A 17,810-nucleotide genomic window follows, 5' to 3' on the forward strand; every position below is an offset into this window, starting at 1 on the left:
CCACCCCCCTGCAACAGGGAAATGAGGGAATCCTTACGTATAGTATACACAATTACGACATAATTACAGCTCGAAATTGTATAGTGGTGTGCTCAGGTAACGTTCTCCATTACTTGGAACAATGACAACGATCCGTTTACCCTTGCCCAATTGCTTAGCAAGTTTCAAAGCCGCATGAACAGCCGCGCCAGATGAAATACCGGACAAAATGCCCTCTTCCTTGGCCACTCTACGTGCTACCTCGAAAGCTTCATCGTTTTCTACATGAATAATTTCATCATAGATATCGCGGTTTAAAATTTCAGGAATAAAGTTGGCACCAAGTCCTTGAATTTTGTGGGGTCCTGGCTTACCGCCTGCTAACAGTGGGGAAGAGGCAGGCTCTACAGCCACAACTTTAATATCAGGGAATTCTTTCTTAAGCACTTCTCCGGCACCAGAAATGGTTCCGCCAGTACCTATTCCAGCTATAAAAGCGTCCAGAGTTCCGCCAATGGAACGAATGGCTTCCACAATCTCAGGACCGGTCGTTTCACGGTGAATTTTGATATTAGCTTTGTTCTTGAACTGCTCAGCAGCAAAATATTCTGGATTTTCACTCAGCAATTCTTCCATTTTCTTAACGGACCCGTTCATGCCTTCTGATCCTGGTGTTAGCACAAGTTCGGCTCCATAAGCACGCAACAAATTACGACGCTCTATGCTCATCGTTTCTGGCATAACGATTACTGCCTTATAGCCCTTCGCAGCAGCAACCATAGCCAAGCCGATTCCTGTGTTACCGCTAGTTGCTTCAATAATCGTACCGCCTGGCTTAAGCAGACCTTCACGTTCAGCTTCTTCTACCATGCTAATCGCAATACGATCTTTTACACTGGAGCCTGGGTTCTGATATTCCAGTTTCAAATAAATTTCGGCGCTATCTTCCGGTACGATCCGGTTGAGCCGAACGAGGGGAGTTTCCCCGATAAGTTCGGTGATGTTATTAACAACTTTAGCCATGATAATTCCTCCCTGACTGTAGATGATGTATTAAAAATTGCGAAATCATTTTGTAGATCATTCTTAGTCAATCACTTTAATTCTGTACCGTTCATTTAATTTCCGATAAAAATAGTGGGTTTTATACGCTAATCATAACAATCTTCAATTCCAATGTCAATACGAGTGAGTAAGCCGCGATGCTGTCAACACGCGTTATCAGCATCGTGCTTCCTTCAAACCAATATTCTTTCACTACGTTACAGAGCAGCGGAGGATGCATCTTTTCCAGATAAAATACGCGCTCCATATTTATCACGTAGACTCTTCTCGACCTCTTCCAAAGGAGCGGCCTGTGCAAGCGCAAGAGATCGGCGAATTTGCTGCCGGATCTGCTGCTTATCCGGAGAATTCTTCAACCGGACATCCTGTACATAAATGACAGCATAGCCATCGTTAACAGAGATCGGACCTGCAACATCCCCGGAGCTTAGCTCTCTCGCCGCCTTCATGATCGCCTCCGGTTGCAATGGATCATATTCATCCACCCATCCCAAATACCCGCTGCTATCCTTGCCAAAAGGCTTACCTGAATACTCTTGAATCAGCACATCGAAGCTCTCCCCCTGCTTGACCCGATCTAGCAACGCTTCTGCTTCCTCCGCATTATCCACATAAAGAGCTGCCAATTGGATCTGCTTACCGACGGCAAATTCCTCAGGGTGCTGTTCCCAATACTCGTCAATCTCAGCTTCCTGAACTTGAATACCCTGCGTGGCTATTTTCTCCAAACCAATCCGGTATTCCGCTTCATTCCGCAAGTCAACCGGATCTAAGCCAAACTGTCGCTGCATTTCATCAAAGTAGGCTTGATCTGAGTCATACCCTTTACTATCCTGCTCCAGCACCTGCTGTAAATCCTCTTGGGTGATCTTGATACCGAGACGCTTGGTTTCAGCCTGCACGGCTTTACGATTCAACATTTGCAACAGCGTATTGGTTCCATATCGCTTTTTCAGTTCCGCTACCCACTGTTCCTCCGATATGCCTTCCTGACCCATCTCCGCCACAGTATGATCGCCGTCATCCTTGCTTACATCACCCGGCTTTGACAGCCCCCGAAGCATGATAAGACCACCCAAGGCGGCGACGCTAACGGTCAGAATAATGACAGCTGTCCATAATCCTTTTTCCCGTGTAATCATCGCTTGCACCGCCCATCCGGTTAGGATTTGGCTTGATCTAACAGATTTTGCAATTCATCCTTATTAAACTGATAAGCCTCATTACAAAAGTGACATACGACCTCAGCCTGTCCTTCTTCCTCAATTAACTGCTCTAATTCGCTTTCTCCCAAACTGATCAATGTTTTTTCCACGCGCTCACGTGAACACTCACATTGAAAATGGATATCCAATTCATCGAGAATCCGAACGTCCGGCAGCATCCAGCGCAGCATTTCATCAAGTTCCAACCCTTGATCCAGCAAAGCAGTAACGGGTGGAATGGAGCTGACTGCATTTTCGATCGCAGTAATCTCATCATCATTCAAGCCTGGAAGCAACTGAATAATAAATCCACCGGCCACAATAACCGTGTTATCCGTATCTACCAGCACACCCAAGCCCACCGCTGACGGGGTCTGTTCCGATTTGGCAAAATAATAGGTAAAATCCTCACCCAGTTCACCGGAAATAATCGGAGTACTGCCGCGATACGGTTCTTTTAACCCCAAATCCTTGATGATATGAATGAACCCCTCTGTACCTACGGCACCCGCTACATCCAGTTTGCCCATACTATTGCTTGGCAAATGCACATGCGGTTCAGTAACATAACCTCGCACTTCCCCTACAGCATTGGCATCAACGACGATTTGCCCAATCGGTCCATCACCTTTAACTTGAATGGTCAATCGCTCTTTTCCTTTTAGCATAGAACCCATAATAGCACCTGCTGTGAGGGTTCGCCCCAAAGCAGCGGTAGCCGTTGGATACGTATCGTGTCTTCTCCGCAATTCCTCTACCAATTGAGTTGTCCGAACAGCAAAAGCTCTAACCCTCCCATCCATGGCTGTGCCACGAATAAGTCGATCCTGCTTATTTTCCATATTGATATCCTCCCTATTCACCAGGACAGCTATGCTGCTTATTTTCGTTAGTATTGCTCATCATTGAAGCATAATTTCCTATTATATAAACAACCTGCATCGACAGATCACGCGAATTGTTCAAAAACGTAACATATTTCAGTATAGACGAAAAACGCCGCTAATCCAAACCGATAAAATCATTCGGTTGGACTCAGCGGCAGCTTATACCCACTTTTTTATTCGGCGTTACGTTGGTAAATGATGCGCAATCCTTCGAGCGTCAACATCGGCAACACTTTTTGAATGCTCTCCGCCTCTGATGCGATTAGCTCTGCAAGACCTCCGGTAGCAATAACTGTAGGCTCCGCCTGCATTTCTTCCTTAATGCGCCGCACAATGCCATCCACTTGCCCAGCATAACCGAAGATAATCCCAGCTTGCATGGCATGAACCGTATTACGACCAATAACCTTTTTGGGTTTCTCCAACTCGATGCGGGGTAGCTTGGAAGCCCGTTGATACAATGCCTCCGTCGAAATCCCGATACCCGGCACAATGACACCGCCCAAGTAGTTTCCCTTATCGTCAATACAATCAAACGTCGTCGCTGTCCCAAAATCCACCACAACCAGCGGCCCGCCGAACCGTTCGACAGCCGCAACAGCGTTCACGATCCGATCCGCACCTACTTCACGCGGATTCTCATAACGCAGGTTAAGACCAGTCTTGATTCCCGGTCCGACGATTAACGGCGTTTTGCCTATGTATTTATCGCACATTTCTTCTAATACACGGACCAACGGCGGAACGACAGAGGAAATAATAACTCCCTGGATGTCATCCTTTAATACGCCACCCATACTAAAAAGATTATGTATGAGTACGCCGTATTCATCTGCGGTTGCCTGTCTGGAGGTACTGATCCGGTAATGGTGTAACAGCTCCCGCCCTTCGTATATCCCCAGAACAATATTGGTATTACCTACATCCACTACAAGAATCAATGGGTGTCACCTATCTTTCTTTGCGTTAAGGTCAAGGCTGATATCCAGGTTATGAAAAGAGTATGTCAGCCTGCCTACAGAGATCACATCTACGCCACTCTCAGCCATCTCACGCACTGTATCCAGCGATACATTGCCCGAGGCTTCTGTTTTGACATGTGGTGCCCGTTCCCGAATGAACCGAACGGCTTCCTTCATATCTGGGGCAGACATGTTATCCAGCATAATGATATCCGCCCCAGCTTCCAGGGCTTCCTGAACTTGTTTCATGTTTTCCGTCTCTACTTCAATCGTCATCGTATGCGGTATATTAGCGCGCGCTCGACTTACAGCCTGTTCAATCCCACCTGCACCCTTAATATGATTATCCTTAATCATAACAGCATCGTACAGGCCAAAGCGATGATTCGAGCCACCGCCTACACGCACAGCATACTTCTCCAGCAACCGATGTCCCGGTGTTGTTTTACGTGTATCCACCAAGCGAGTGGACAAACCATGCAATTGATCTATAAAAGCCCGAGTCCGCGTGGCAATGCCAGACATCCGTTGGAGCAAATTTAACGCCAGTCGTTCTCCGGTCAGAATTGCATGAGTACTTCCATTCACTTCCGCCAAAACGCTTCCCTTTTCAATCCACTGTCCGTCCGTCACCAGCGGAGTGAACGACAAGGAAGGGTCCACTACCTGAAATACAAGGGCAGCCACGGGTAAACCGGCAACCACGCCGCTCTCCTTGGCATGAATGACAGCCTTGGATTGGTGGCCCTGCTCAATCGTCCAGCGCGTGGTCACATCGCCAGAGCCCGTATCTTCTCGCAGCCAGCTGCGAATTTGTGCTGTCAGTTCTTCCTGATATCCACTAAACTCTCCATAAAGCTCGCTGTTAGATGTCATGAACGTACTCCTCCGTTATCCCTTGCTCACGTCTCTGCTGAACATGCTTTCGCCAGACGCTATCATCTGTCTCAGGAAAATCCTCGCGATAATGCGCTCCCCGGCTCTCCTCACGCAGCAGCGCACCATCTGTTACTAATAAAGCACAGGTGAGCAAATTGGCAAATTCGATCTCTTCCTGGCTAGCGATCACAGCCTCAAAAATAGGCATTTGCCCTTGCAGCTCGTCTAATGCTGCTTGCAGCCCCTCGCCGTGCCGACGAACTCCAGCATAACGAACCATTGCTTCTTGCAGCTTATGCCGCTGCTCCGTGACGGATGAAGCCGGGAACTCTGTACGGTTATCGCTATAAGATATCAATGTATGGCCGACCAGCGGTGGCAATGAATGCAGTCGCTCAATAATCCTGCTGGCAAATACAATAGCTTCAGATAACGAATTGCTCGCCAGACGATTAGCTCCGTGAACTCCTGTAGAAGAGGTCTCCCCGCAGGCGAACAAACGCGCAATGGAGCTTTCCCCGTGTAAATTGGTCTGGACACCACCCATCATATAATGGGCAGCAGGCGCAATGGGGATCCAGTCTGTCGTCATATCCAAACCAAATGACAGACATGTCCGATAAATTGTTGGAAAACGTTGCTTCACCCGCTCTGGCGGCTCGTGTGTAATATCCAGGTATACAAACGCAGCTTGGGTGCGTTCCATCTCATGAATGATAGCACGAGCTACGATGTCTCTGGGTGCAAGCTCCTGCCGGGAATCATACTTGTCCATAAAGCGTTCTCCGTGAATATTGCGTAACACGGCTCCTTCTCCCCGTACGGCTTCGGAAATTAGAAACCTTGGAGCGCCCGGATGGCACAACGCCGTAGGATGAAACTGTATGAATTCCATATCCCGTACAATCGCCCCAGCACGATATGCCATAGCGATACCATCCCCGGTTGCAATATCCGGATTGGTCGTATATCGGTATAATTGCCCGCTACCTCCTGAGCACAAAATCGTTGCATTAGCGGTTATATACGACCTTTCCCCACCTGGCTTTTGGACGAGGGCCCCAATACACTCACCATGCTCCGTCAGCAGATCAATTACCATGCACACTTCCCACACTTCGATACCGGGATGGGCAGCAACCTGCTTTGACAACGCACGAACAATTTCATAACCCGTAGCATCTCCATTTGCATGCAAAATACGCCGATGACTATGCGCTCCTTCCCGTGTCAACGCTAGTTCACCATCCACACGATCAAAAGCCGTTCCCAAACGTATTAACTCCTGAATGCCAACTGGACCTTCATGGACAAGCGTACTGACCGCCTCAGATTCACACAGACCTGCACCAGCAATCAGGGTATCTTCCATATGATAAGCTGGTGTATCCTCGTCCGATGTGACAGCAGCGATGCCGCCTTGAGCATAACGCGTGTTGCTTTCCATCAAAGTCTTCTTGGTAATCAGCAACACTTTCCGATTCTCCGCAGCCTTAATCGCCGTATATAAGCCCGCAATGCCCGAGCCGATAATTAACACGTCGGCCTCCAATCGGGTCAATTCCGCTACATCAAAATCAACTAGATACCTTGGAATCATGCCTTCACCTGATTTCACAGAAGAATAGCGCACACCATAGGTTCTACAGTATGCGCTCACGTATATGTTCAAAATGATAGAAAGTCGATTGCAGCGGCTGTTGGCTTTTATAAGCTAAGAAGACGACAGCCGTTTATTTAACAATAAATGTACACAACGTTCCGGTGTCTGTCAAATCACGTTAGCAATAATCTTCCATTTAAAAAGCTCCGGAAAACCCATAATACCTGGTTCCCCGGAGCTTACATATACGCTTATTCAACTATCCATCGGATGATTAGGTTGTTGTCGGTGGAGTACCACCGGAGTTGCCCGAATTGTTATCATCCTCTGGCTTTTGCAGATTAGGGATATCATTCGGTTGATCCGTTGTATTCTTAGGCTCGTCATCCTTACCTTGAATACGTACACGGACGTCTCCAATGTTGTCGATCACAGGCTCACCATTTTCCGGTGTTCCTTCTCCCTCAGTCGTGCCACCATCCAAAGAACCTGTCTCAATCAAACGTTTGATTTGTTCAAGTTCCAAGGTTTCTTCTACCAGCAAGGTTTGAGCAATCAAATGAACCTCTTTGGAATACTTGGTCAGGAGTTCTCTAGCACGCTCATAAGATTCAGTGATGAAGCGATTCATCTCCTGGTCAATCTGATAAGCGATCTGATCACTGTAGTTCTGCTCATGACCGATATCGCGTCCAAGGAATACTTGGCCTTGTGAAGTACCGAACTGCATTGGACCAAGCTTCTCACTCATACCATATTCTACGATCATGCTGCGTGCAATGCTTGTCGCTTGCTGGAAGTCGCTATAGGCTCCCGTTCCGATCTCACCAATGAACAGTTCCTCGGATACGCGTCCACCCAACAATCCAGTGATTTTGTCCAGCAATTCCTGCTTGGTAGTCAGCATGCGGTCTTCCTTCGGAAGCATGATGACATATCCGCCTGCACGTCCACGTGGAATAATCGTTACCTTGTGAACCATGTCGGCATTTTCCAAGAAGAAACCAATAATCGTATGGCCTGCTTCATGATAAGCAACAATTCGTTTCTCGCGGTCACTGATTACGCGGCTGCGTTTTTCTGTACCTACGATAACACGGTCGATGGCTTCATCTACTTCTCGCATCGAAATATCTCTGCGGTTACGACGAGCCGCCAACAAGGCAGCTTCGTTCAACAGATTTTCCAGATCAGCGCCTGTAAAGCCTGTTGTACGTTTCGCAATTACGTCCAATTTAACATCCTTCGTTAATGGCTTGTTGCGAGCATGTACATACAAAACTGCTTCACGGCCTTTAACATCTGGACGGTCAACCGTAATTTGACGGTCAAAACGTCCTGGACGAAGCAACGCCGGGTCCAAAATATCCGGACGGTTTGTAGCGGCTACGATGATGATACCTTCGTTTGCGCCGAATCCATCCATCTCTACGAGCAATTGGTTGAGCGTCTGCTCACGTTCATCATGTCCGCCACCCAATCCGGCGCCACGTTGACGTCCAACGGCATCAATCTCATCAATGAAAATGATACAAGGTGCGTTCTTCTTCGCGTTCTCGAACAAATCACGAACACGGGAAGCACCGACCCCGACAAACATTTCTACAAAATCAGAACCCGAGATGCTGAAAAACGGTACTCCGGCCTCGCCTGCAACAGCTCTCGCCAAGAGTGTTTTACCCGTACCTGGAGGGCCCACTAACAGAACACCTTTTGGAATACGAGCGCCCACAGCTGCAAACTTGCGTGGGTCCTTCAAGAATTCTACGACTTCGACAAGCTCCTGCTTCTCTTCGTCAGCCCCTGCCACGTCCTCGAACGTAACCTTCTTCTTCTCTTCGTTATACAGACGGGCTTTGCTCTTGCCGAAGTTCATAACTTTGCCGCCACCGCCCTGTGCCTGATTAAACAGGAAGAAGAACAACAGGAACATGATCACCAAAGGAATAATAGAAGTCAAAAACGTCAGCCAAATGCTTTCGCCTTCCATTTTCTTCTGCACGTATTCAAACCCGTTCGTTTCGCTGGCATTCACCAGTTCACTTAGTGCTTGATCCGTTGGTGGAACATATACGGAAAAATTGGTCGATTTAGCATTAGCCGGCTGCTTCTTATATGCACCGGTTACAAGATAGGCGTAACCGTCAAATTGGACCGTTACTTTAGAGATGTTATTAGCTTTAACCTCTTGCCGTAATTGGTCATATCTAGGGAGATCGGAGGCTTCGTTACTGTTGCTAACAAACTGAACGATACCCACCACAACTAAAAAAAGAATCAAATAAAAACCAGAATTCCGGATGAACCGATTCATCCCCTACCTCCTCTCGAGACACTTAAGTTATTTTACCATAGCCTGTAAGTCCTTCTCAACAAAGGGCCTTATTTAGTCCTAGGACTGGAGGCTGAGATTAGCTGGTGTAGATTTCCGGCTTTAAAATCCCTATGTATGGGAGGTTCCGGTAGTGCTCGGCATAGTCCAGACCGTAGCCGACAACAAACGCATCTGGAAGCGTAAATCCAGTATAATCTGCTTCAAGATTAACTGTCCGGCGTGCAGGCTTGTCGAACAAGGTTACGACACATACCGAATTGGCATTACGGTTTTTAAGCAATTCAATCAAATGCGTCAGCGTCAGGCCGCTGTCGATAATATCTTCGACAATCAGAACGTCGCGTCCTTCCACAGATGCGTCCAAATCTTTAATGATTTTGATGATACCTGAGGATTTTGTGGATGCTCCATAACTTGATACAGCCATGAAATCAAGCTCCAACGGCACTGTAATGGATTTAACCAAATCAGCCATAAAGATAAACGCACCTTTCAGCACGCAAATCACCAATGGATTTTTCCCTTCATATTTTACGCTGAGCTGTGCACCCAATTCCTTAATTTTACTCTGAATTTCTTCTTCGCTGATCAATATTTCCTGAATATCATTCTGCAACGGTGTAAACCTCCTAAGTTTATACTATGAAAGCCGTTCCTGCGCAATTACCGGTGCCCCGGACTCTCTCGTCTTTGCCATGACATATATATAACCGAAGACGTGTGCTTTTGCACCGCGGCATGTACAGAACGTCGTACGCCCGGAATCCAGAGAATAGCCCCAGAGTGGTCGCAGACGATGGGAATAACGGAACGCATTGAAGGAGGTATTTTTTCATCAATAAAAATATCTTTAACCTTTTTTCTTCCGTTTAATCCCATTACATACATGGTATCTCCAGGTAATCGCGAGCGTACAGTCAAAGGCAGACTCAATTGATCTGCGTCGAACCACGCTTCCTCCTTATTCACCGGATGGTCCGCATCCGAATAGGAAGCCCTTCGCCACCGAAGTATACCACCTGCCTCAGGCAACTCTAGCTCACCGGAAATAGGCAATACACTTAGTCCATAGCACCATTCGCCCATAACGACTTGCGTACGGTCAAACAAAACCGCCTGGTCATATTCGCGGACTCCAACCGCACCGCCTCCCAAATCCAAACTCCATGTAGACGATGCCTCTTGGAGAAGTCTTAGTCGAACGGTCTCAATTTTACGAAAATCAAAATTTTCACTGTCCGAAGGCAGATAATTTAATATTAGTTTAATCAACCTCCGTTGTAAAGCAACGGATAGCTTACGGTATGAAGCGATGGGAAACATGTACCTGCCATTATCCAAGCGCACCATTTTCTCGTATGCCGACAGTGTGGATGCCTCCATAAAGTCATTTTCGTCAGCCATCGTTTCGGCCAGCCGGTTTAGGGACGGTGTCAGTCGCTCATTATATTGCCCCAAAAAAGGAAGCACATCCATGCGAATGGCGTTACGACGGTATTTGGATGATAAATTAGTGCTGTCTATCACATAGGAAAGACCATAAAAGTTACAAAACTCAATCAGGTCAGCCTTGTACATACGTAGCAGCGGGCGAATGAGTTGCACATTTTTTTCCCTGCGCGCCAAACGCATACCCGCCAAACCTGCTGGGCCGCTACCACGCAGCAAGTGCAAGAGAACCGTTTCGGCTTGATCGTCGCCGTGGTGGGCCATTGCAATATGCTGTGCTTCCCACTTTGTAGCCATATCATGTAAAAAGCTGTAGCGCAGCTCGCGAGCTGCTTCCTGTGGTCCCTTCCCGCTCTCCTTCATATAAGCGGGTACATCCACCCGAGTCATTTCAAATGGAAGTTCAAGCTTTCGGGCAATATTGCGTACCTCTTCAGCCTCCGCATCCGATTCCTCTGGTCTGAAGCCATGATGAACGTGAGCGCAGACGAGTTGTAAAGGCATATGTATAACGGATATTTCATGTAAAATGTGCAAAAGGGCCACCGAATCCGGCCCACCGGATACAGCAACCACAATGCGGTCTCCGGGGCTCCACAGTGAATGATCTCGCGCCAAGGCGAGCACTTCCTGTACAACACCGGTCGGTTTTGTTGTTCCCATTCACGACCCTCTTTTCTCCCGACCGTAAAAATGATGATCATCTGTTATCTTATGTAAGTCATGCTGCTACCTTAACGCAATCCAGAGCGCTCCGGCAAGCAGCAAAAGCGATACCGTGAAAGCATATCCCAGCCAGCGTGGGTTCCCTCTTTTGACCGACGATTGCCTGACATGTGCGGAAGCCAAACGTGACCAAGATCGGGCCGCTGCACGAGTATCGGAATATTCTCCACGCACTGCACCCAGTAGCCATTCGGCATAGGGGCGTAATACACGGCTGCGGCGAATGATGACCGTCAATTCTGCCGTATTACGCAACTGTGGCAGCCTGCTCGCAGCCGCCTTTAACGATTCACTCTCCAATATATGAATCGTTAGAAGAGCGAAGGCAAACAGGTCATACTGGGAATCGGCATTTCGGCTGCCAGCATTCCAGAATCCCCTGTCATACCATTCTGTAAATTGTTTAACACTCCGACCAGCAAGAGACACCCCACCGTAGTCAATTAATTCAGCCTCTCCATAGGCATTGACCAAAATATTCTGCGGCTTCAGGTCGCCAAACACCCATCCTGCCTGATGGAGATCCGCCAGACGATTCAGTATACCGGTTCCAGCCACACCATACCATTCCGGCCCTTTGGCTGCCACAAAACGATGAAGCGGATCACCCTTAACATATCGCATAACATAAAAGGGGATTTCTCCGCTGCGTAACACTACATCATCCACCTCAAACAAAAAGGAAGGATTTCCATTTCGCTGAAGGGCGGCCTGAGTCCCCTGAGACTGCAATGTGGTTAGCACATTAATCTCTGATTGCAGATCAAGCGTGTTCTTCCCCATTTTCAGAGCAAATTGCCGATCGGCCTGTGCTTCTTTTACCAAATATACAGTTCCGTTCGCTCCCCGGCCCAGCAAGCGCTGGATGACATAGCTGCTCCGCTTCCACTTGCCCTTGATGACCGTTCCGGGTGCAAGAACGGGATCAGACGACGTAGTCACCGAGCATCCCTTCTCCTTTGCCATAGGATTCTTCCAGATCTTTCTGTTCTCCTAGTGTAACATATCGGTAATAATCAATCACTTGTAAAATGGCAGGACCTGTCGGTGTTGCCCCTTTCATCCGCAAGCGTCCAAATATCGATTTGATCTGGTTAAGCTCAGAGGTCCAACCGATATCCATGACTGCGTCTTCTCCCATTTTTCCGCCCGGAAAATGAAATACAGATATACGGCTGTGTCCGCTTCTGGACTGTAAACTGAGCAGCAAATCGCGAATGCTGTCCTCTACAGCAGGCAGCTTGGGCTTCATGCTCGCACTTGCATCAATGAGCAAAGCAATCTCCAGGGTGCTTGTTTCTGTCAGCTCATCCATCACCTCAACCACCTGGGCCCGTTTGGCCGGAGGAAGTTCACCAATATGTTTAGCGCCACCCTCACCCAGAATGTGCGTTAACTCTCTATTAACCGCCTGCTGAATGGTTTGAACCACCGTTTTGCGCGTCATCATCTGCATGGTCTGCGCCAACTGCTTCGTCCCTACGATCTGGCTAAACCCTCCCCCTGCTTTAGCAATTTCTTGAATCTCCGCGCTGCCAAGCTCGCCAATAGTTCCATAATCTATGACTCCGGCGACGTTCACTGTAATACCTTCTCGTAAAGCTTGGGCAGCCGCCATGACTGGACTAACACCTACATTTGAGCATCCGTCTGTAATGATCAAAATTTGCTTCATTGTTTTTTGACCTCCGCTTCCTCTTAATCTATCCCGATAGATTCTATCTTTGCCTAATCCGGAACGATTCAAACGAAGGATGCGGATTTTTAAAAACGAATAAGGAATTTCCCGGGCAATGTCGGATTAGCTCACCGTCCGTGGACGTTCCAACCACCTCATGCCAGGTACATGGAGAGTTGCCCATTCTGGGCGGAAGTGATCTATTTTACTAACGACTACTGTCATATCATCATAGATTTGATTTTGTTGGTATCGAATAACCCTTTCTAGTAAGCAGTCGGCCAACTGCTGTGGATCTTCGCTTTCAATTTCCTGAATCATGCGTTTCATCCATATTTCCTTATTAACCGCATAACCCGGTGAGTCGTATATACCGTCTGTAATCATAATGAGAATATCACCCGGCTGGAGCTGCAGTGATACCAGATCAATTTCAATATCCTGTATAATGCCAATCGGCAAGTTGCTGGCAGATACGGGAATGACCTCCTCCCCTCTTTTAATAAAACTCGGCGTAGACCCAATCTTCATAAAGGTTGTCTGGGCCGTGTACTGATCAATCAGCGCCATATCGACCGTAGCATACATTTCCTCAGGTGATCGCAGCATCAGGACAGAGTTAACCGACTTGATCGCCAATTTTTCGTCCATACCCGACTGCAGTAATTCCTCCAAAATGTTAAGTGCTGCACTGCTCTCTTGCTGCGCGCGCTCTCCGTTCCCCATACCATCGCTTAAAGAGACTGCAAAAGTCCCGTTCCCTAGCTCCATCATGCTGTAGCTGTCTCCTGAGAAAAAATCGCCTCCTTTGGCGGCACTAGCTACTCCTGTAGCAATCTCATACGTTTTAGCAGAGCCGAACATGACTGTAGCCAAGCCTTGGCGGCGATCTGCCTCCGTTTCGCGCATCACAGCTATATGCTCGTCCAGTATGTCCGACAGAAGTGGAGCAATGATTTTCCGACATTCATCAAATCCCCTTGTATAGGCATGGACAATCTCAATTTCTACCTGACCTGCATCCAGGTTAATGATCTCAATGGATTGAATGGACAAGCCCAGTCTATCAAGAGCCTCCCGTATTTGCTCCTCCTGCCGATGCATGGTCTGCCCTTCCCGCTGAATTTCTCGCGCTAAATCCTCCATGATTTGTGATACCCCCGATAGCTGGTCAGCAACAAGCTGACGACTATCGTATACTTGGCGCTTCCACTGCATATTATGTTGGTAGAGGCTATACTGCTGCTTCATCACTTGCAGGACAGCGCCCGTTTTAGCACATGCCTTGCTCCATTGCGGCGGTATCTGCTCTGGTTCCAAATCCGGGTTATCCTCAATGGCGCTCATCATTTCCGTCATATACTGATGAGTTTGCATAAACTTGCCGTCCCAGCACTGCTCACACTTGAAGCAGGAGGCACATGTCCCTTCCGCCACCGCATTCATAAAGTGTTCGATTTCACCATCCGACTTCGTGCTCTCACTCGCAGATATCTGATGAAAGCTGCGGGATAGCTGACTGAATACACGAGAAAACTTCGTTACCCGCTCTGCGGTGAGGTCGCGGACCCTTTTGGCATACTCATGCTGAGATTTGGCGTGGTCCTGCGTACCGGGAACATAGGTAGAAACCGCTTTAAAGAAACTTTTTGGGGTCATTAAGAATAATAGAATTGCCGCACAGCTCTCCCAGGTTGACGTCAGCACGTCTCCGGTCCCGTCCAAATAGATTGTCAGAATTGAGGAGCCTAGCAGCATCCCAAGCGCAACAGCACCTTTTTTCCCTTCACGCAGCATTCCTGCTAGCAAACCTGCAAAAGCGAGTAAACTCATCTGCACAATTGCAGACATATTGGCCAAGCTTAAAATTAAACCAGTAATTACACCGACTGATGCACCCAGCGAAGCACCTCCCACCAAAGCAAACACCAAGACCAAATATCGCGACAGCACATGATCGACAGACAATGAATGAACAGTCCAGCCTACTGCTCCCGTCATCACAGAGGCTAATAAAATAATAAGACATAAAATTTCCTCATTTTTGAGCTGGCTTGTCTTCTTGCGGTACGTAAACAACGGTATGGCCTGCGTGAACACCAGCGTAAGCATAAAGCTGAGAACCGCATCCGTTCCCACAATGATAAGCTCATACCATGTGAAAGTTGGAGCCATCACGGTGTTAAATAAATTGACCATAAACACCGACAAGAAAACCATAAGCGGGGCATAGGATAATTCCAGACGGTCGAAGGCTCGTAGCCCGCGATACAGGAGATAAAATACCAGTAGCTCACCACCAATCATAAATAACGATGGGTAAGGAGCTAACAGGCTGCCTAACACAACTGATACAGCTACAGGCAGCATCAGATCACGCCGAAGAAACGTTATGACCGCAAAATAAGCGAGGGCAAAGGGAGAAAGCTCGTCCAAAATAGTGGCGCGTCCCAGTAGAACTCCCATAGCTGACAATAGCAGCATCCATCTTTGCGCCGTTACCCATTGCACCACTTTATGTGAATCCAGCCGTTTCTTGAGTCTGGAAGACCAACCTTCCGTACGCTCTTTGGATTTGGACTTTCTAGATTTTAACCCCGGAAAATGTACCACGTTCCATTTCTCCATCATGCGTCAGGCACCCCATTCATCAATTTGATGTTCCCATCTTAAACCAGAACGATTGAGAAAGTTTGTCAGAACCTCACGTCTTATTCCAAGAAATTTCCGACAAAAAAACGTTCAGCGCGAAAGGACAGAGCATCACTCTGAACATCAAGCTACGCCCGTATGGAAGCCGATGAAAGAAACGTCCCGCTACTCCTTACATAACCTCTCGATGTCGTTCATCCTGATGTCCAAACTAGCGATTCGCACAGAAGATAGACGGAAAACCGTTGGAGTTTGTCGGACGATTATGTCCTCACGACAAAAAAAACATCCACTTTCCAGCATCGTAGCTCTTATCTTCTTCGCCAAAATTGCGAATCTCATAAATGCCCGTACGACTAACCACTGGATTCAGCGCCGACAGACGCTGCTTATCGCATCTGTTGTCGGTAGAACGCAAAAAAACCGTAGCAGTCTCTCGACTGTACGGTTTTCCGTGTATGATTGATACGGTTGTCAAAGTGAATTAAACACGCTTCGCGCCGCGTCCTCCGCGTTTACCTTCGGTGTTCTTTTTCAGCGACGAAATGCGTTCCTCACTATCTTTCAGGAAGCGTGACATTTTATCCTCAAATGAAGGTTTACCCGGTGCAGGCTTGAAAGAACGGCCTCCACGATCGCGGTTGAAACCACCGCCACCACCACCGCGTCCTTGACTTGGACCTGAACCTCCACCGCCGAAACGGTCGCCTCCGCCTGGTCCTCCTGTACGCTCCGGTCTTGGAGCTCTTGGGGGACGGGCTTCACTTGCCGGCTTGTCAATCGTTTGCTTAATGGAAAGTCCGATTTTGCCATCTTTGTCAACATTAATGACTTTCACCGTCACAACATCATTAATCTTCAGGTGGTCGTTAACATCCTTAACATAGTTATCGGCGATTTCCGAGATGTGAACGAGACCCGTGACACCTCCAGACAAATCCACAAATGCTCCAAAATGCGTGATGCCTGTCACTTTGCCCTCTAACTTGGTGCCCACTTCAATTGCCATAGAATAAAATGATCCTCCCTTAAAATATACAACCGATTTTTTTGCAAAAAAATCCCGCTGTGGTGATTTGATTATACAAAATGGCGGAACCAAGGTCAACTAAGCATTGGCCCGATAATGTTCCTATTTCTGATCTCCGATGATTGGCGTCTCTTCCGGTTTGTAAAGACCGTACTTGCTTCTGGCAATCTCGCCAATGTACTCAGGGTCCTTGAGACGATTCACTTCGGTTTGAAGCTGTTGTTCCGTTTGTGTAGCAGCTTGCTTCTGCTTTTCCTTCTGGGTGAGCTGTTCACTTCGATCGGCCATAATCATGCCTTGAGAAAAAAAGGTAAAAATTGCCCAACTACCAAAGGCGGCAAGCGATAGCAACCAAATCATGATTCGCCTGCGCCCGCCCGCGTTGGACTTGGACGTAGAAGATGAATGGCGATCTACAGACGAATTACGCATGATACTACCTCCTTCCAAACCATCTTTTCGCTGTGTTTTTCAGTCTGATACCCAGCTTTACGAGCAACTCTGGAGTCTTCCAGCGCGCTTTAAGCGGACCGATCAGCCATAGGATCGGCTTCCAAACCGGCATCAGGATGTATATCAGCATCCTTCCCAGGAACACAATAAGTGCCCATGTCCATCCGACCAGCTTGCGTAACAGCCGATACAGCGCTAACACCGGAAGAACAATCAGGATGCGCAGTATGCTGTTCACGATCAACGTCAGTCTGCGAACTATCTCTAATAACATTACCACAAAACGTTGGGTTGTAACACTAAAGGCCCAAAAATAGAGCCAAACCCCCAAAAGTAGTCCTAAAAAGACATAAAACCGCAGCTCACCGCGATTACTCGCGTATAGCACACGGAAAATAAACAAAGCCGAGGCCACCCAGTACAGCACGTCCAACATATGAACGCTCCAGCGGGCAAAATGAAAGCGGATGGACAGCACCCGGTAGCTGTCAAACACCACTCCCATGGCTATGCCCGACAACAGCATCCATGTCAATGTCAACCATTGTGTGTAAGGGTTCATTTGAAGAGCTTGCCGAATAGGCTTTTTCCGTTTTTGGCCGGGGCCCCGGGCTCCAGGTAGACGAGGGAAGTAATCAAACCTTCAATGGACAACAGCCCCTCTTCTAGACTGAGGTTTTTGATATGTAAATGTTGTCCGCGAATGGTGAGATGACCCAGCTCGGTCTGAAGCAAAAATTCTTCACTGTCAAAGCTCTCCACATTGCTGACGCCTGAAATATCGAGTTGCTTGCGGCTTTGCATGCGCAGATCATGGTGCTTGGACTTCCCTTGTTCAATCATGGCATGTACCCCTCCTTCTGTTCTTAGCTTATGAAGGGGGCCGTATGATTTAGAACCGCTTTTG

The 17,810-nt window shown here is 47.8% G+C and carries 17 protein-coding genes; all 17 read right to left on the reverse strand.

The genetic code is table 11. The features are described from left to right. Positions 1–63: 63 nt before the first annotated feature. The 17 genes from cysK to yabP all read right to left on the reverse strand — a co-directional run bounded on the left by cysK (position 64) and on the right by yabP (position 17,746). A complete protein-coding gene (gene cysK, locus NSS66_RS25215) occupies positions 64–1,002 on the reverse strand; it encodes a cysteine synthase A (RefSeq protein ID WP_028542507.1) in 939 nt (312 codons plus the stop codon). 239 nt (positions 1,003–1,241) lie between these two features. Next, positions 1,242–2,186: a peptidyl-prolyl cis-trans isomerase gene (locus tag NSS66_RS25220; RefSeq protein WP_340960048.1), complete on the reverse strand. Its 945-nt coding sequence runs from the start codon at positions 2,184–2,186 to the stop codon at positions 1,242–1,244. A 20-nt stretch (positions 2,187–2,206) separates the two neighbouring features. Further along, positions 2,207–3,091: an Hsp33 family molecular chaperone HslO gene (hslO, locus tag NSS66_RS25225; RefSeq protein ID WP_028542509.1), complete on the reverse strand. Its 885-nt coding sequence runs from the start codon at positions 3,089–3,091 to the stop codon at positions 2,207–2,209. A 218-nt stretch (positions 3,092–3,309) separates the two neighbouring features. Further along, entirely contained in the window at positions 3,310–4,077 is a 768-nt protein-coding gene (locus tag NSS66_RS25230; protein ID WP_023986451.1) for a type III pantothenate kinase, read from the reverse strand. Between the two features lie 6 nt (positions 4,078–4,083). Further along, the gene (nadC, locus tag NSS66_RS25235; RefSeq protein ID WP_075153518.1) at positions 4,084–4,974 is read right to left on the reverse strand and encodes a carboxylating nicotinate-nucleotide diphosphorylase; all 891 of its coding nucleotides are present in this window, start codon (positions 4,972–4,974) and stop codon (positions 4,084–4,086) included. Next, a complete protein-coding gene (nadB, locus tag NSS66_RS25240) occupies positions 4,964–6,577 on the reverse strand; it encodes an L-aspartate oxidase (protein WP_340960049.1) in 1,614 nt (537 codons plus the stop codon). Before nadB ends, nadC begins: the two co-directional genes overlap by 11 nt. A gap of 277 nt (positions 6,578–6,854) precedes the next feature. Then, complete coding sequence (gene ftsH / locus NSS66_RS25245) at positions 6,855–8,894, reverse strand: ATP-dependent zinc metalloprotease FtsH (RefSeq protein WP_028542511.1); 2,040 nt, start codon at positions 8,892–8,894, stop codon at positions 6,855–6,857. Positions 8,895–8,991: 97 nt separating this feature from the next. Then, on the reverse strand, positions 8,992–9,531 hold the full coding sequence (gene hpt, locus NSS66_RS25250) for a hypoxanthine phosphoribosyltransferase (RefSeq protein ID WP_023986447.1): 540 nt from the start codon (positions 9,529–9,531) through the stop codon (positions 8,992–8,994). A gap of 47 nt (positions 9,532–9,578) precedes the next feature. Next, entirely contained in the window at positions 9,579–11,027 is a 1,449-nt protein-coding gene (gene tilS, locus NSS66_RS25255; RefSeq protein ID WP_068938700.1) for a tRNA lysidine(34) synthetase TilS, read from the reverse strand. A gap of 66 nt (positions 11,028–11,093) precedes the next feature. Beyond that, the gene (locus NSS66_RS25260) at positions 11,094–12,032 is read right to left on the reverse strand and encodes a protein kinase domain-containing protein (protein WP_023986445.1); all 939 of its coding nucleotides are present in this window, start codon (positions 12,030–12,032) and stop codon (positions 11,094–11,096) included. After that, a complete protein-coding gene (locus tag NSS66_RS25265) occupies positions 12,016–12,765 on the reverse strand; it encodes a VWA domain-containing protein (RefSeq protein ID WP_023986444.1) in 750 nt (249 codons plus the stop codon). The genes NSS66_RS25260 and NSS66_RS25265 overlap by 17 nt, the downstream gene beginning before the upstream one ends. 126 nt (positions 12,766–12,891) lie before the next feature. Further along, positions 12,892–15,399: a stage II sporulation protein E gene (spoIIE, locus tag NSS66_RS25270; RefSeq protein WP_209940734.1), complete on the reverse strand. Its 2,508-nt coding sequence runs from the start codon at positions 15,397–15,399 to the stop codon at positions 12,892–12,894. Positions 15,400–15,691: 292 nt separating this feature from the next. Next, positions 15,692–15,898, reverse strand: coding sequence for a hypothetical protein (locus NSS66_RS25275; protein WP_023986442.1), 207 nt, complete (start codon positions 15,896–15,898; stop codon positions 15,692–15,694). A 6-nt stretch (positions 15,899–15,904) separates the two neighbouring features. Continuing rightward, positions 15,905–16,429 (reverse strand): S1 domain-containing RNA-binding protein, encoded by a 525-nt coding sequence (locus NSS66_RS25280; protein ID WP_014279051.1) that lies wholly within the window; start codon positions 16,427–16,429, stop codon positions 15,905–15,907. A gap of 123 nt (positions 16,430–16,552) precedes the next feature. Further along, positions 16,553–16,882 (reverse strand): FtsB family cell division protein, encoded by a 330-nt coding sequence (locus NSS66_RS25285; protein WP_013308137.1) that lies wholly within the window; start codon positions 16,880–16,882, stop codon positions 16,553–16,555. Between the two features lie 4 nt (positions 16,883–16,886). Next, complete coding sequence (gene yabQ, locus NSS66_RS25290; protein WP_013308136.1) at positions 16,887–17,465, reverse strand: spore cortex biosynthesis protein YabQ; 579 nt, start codon at positions 17,463–17,465, stop codon at positions 16,887–16,889. Next, complete coding sequence (yabP, locus tag NSS66_RS25295; protein ID WP_013368685.1) at positions 17,462–17,746, reverse strand: sporulation protein YabP; 285 nt, start codon at positions 17,744–17,746, stop codon at positions 17,462–17,464. Before yabP ends, yabQ begins: the two co-directional genes overlap by 4 nt. Positions 17,747–17,810: the final 64 nt, after the last annotated feature.

This window comes from Paenibacillus sp. FSL R10-2748, assembly GCF_038005565.1.
In the GTDB taxonomy this organism is placed as follows: Bacteria; Bacillota; Bacilli; order Paenibacillales; family Paenibacillaceae; genus Paenibacillus; species Paenibacillus polymyxa_B.

What these genes read in the sequence shown, in the direction of transcription:
- yabQ (WP_013308136.1), bottom strand. Translation starts at nt 17,465, where the DNA reads ATGAACCCTTACACACAATGGTTGACATTGACATGGATGCTGTTGTCG.
- tilS (WP_068938700.1), bottom strand. Translation starts at nt 11,027, where the DNA reads ATGGGAACAACAAAACCGACCGGTGTTGTACAGGAAGTGCTCGCCTTG.
- cysK (WP_028542507.1), bottom strand. Translation starts at nt 1,002, where the DNA reads ATGGCTAAAGTTGTTAATAACATCACCGAACTTATCGGGGAAACTCCC.
- NSS66_RS25285 (WP_013308137.1), bottom strand. Translation starts at nt 16,882, where the DNA reads ATGCGTAATTCGTCTGTAGATCGCCATTCATCTTCTACGTCCAAGTCC.
- NSS66_RS25280 (WP_014279051.1), bottom strand. Translation starts at nt 16,429, where the DNA reads ATGGCAATTGAAGTGGGCACCAAGTTAGAGGGCAAAGTGACAGGCATC.
- nadB (WP_340960049.1), bottom strand. Translation starts at nt 6,577, where the DNA reads ATGATTCCAAGGTATCTAGTTGATTTTGATGTAGCGGAATTGACCCGA.
- spoIIE (WP_209940734.1), bottom strand. Translation starts at nt 15,399, where the DNA reads ATGATGGAGAAATGGAACGTGGTACATTTTCCGGGGTTAAAATCTAGA.
- hslO (WP_028542509.1), bottom strand. Translation starts at nt 3,091, where the DNA reads ATGGAAAATAAGCAGGATCGACTTATTCGTGGCACAGCCATGGATGGG.
- nadC (WP_075153518.1), bottom strand. Translation starts at nt 4,974, where the DNA reads ATGACATCTAACAGCGAGCTTTATGGAGAGTTTAGTGGATATCAGGAA.
- NSS66_RS25220 (WP_340960048.1), bottom strand. Translation starts at nt 2,186, where the DNA reads ATGATTACACGGGAAAAAGGATTATGGACAGCTGTCATTATTCTGACC.
- NSS66_RS25265 (WP_023986444.1), bottom strand. Translation starts at nt 12,765, where the DNA reads ATGAAGCAAATTTTGATCATTACAGACGGATGCTCAAATGTAGGTGTT.
- yabP (WP_013368685.1), bottom strand. Translation starts at nt 17,746, where the DNA reads ATGATTGAACAAGGGAAGTCCAAGCACCATGATCTGCGCATGCAAAGC.
- ftsH (WP_028542511.1), bottom strand. Translation starts at nt 8,894, where the DNA reads ATGAATCGGTTCATCCGGAATTCTGGTTTTTATTTGATTCTTTTTTTA.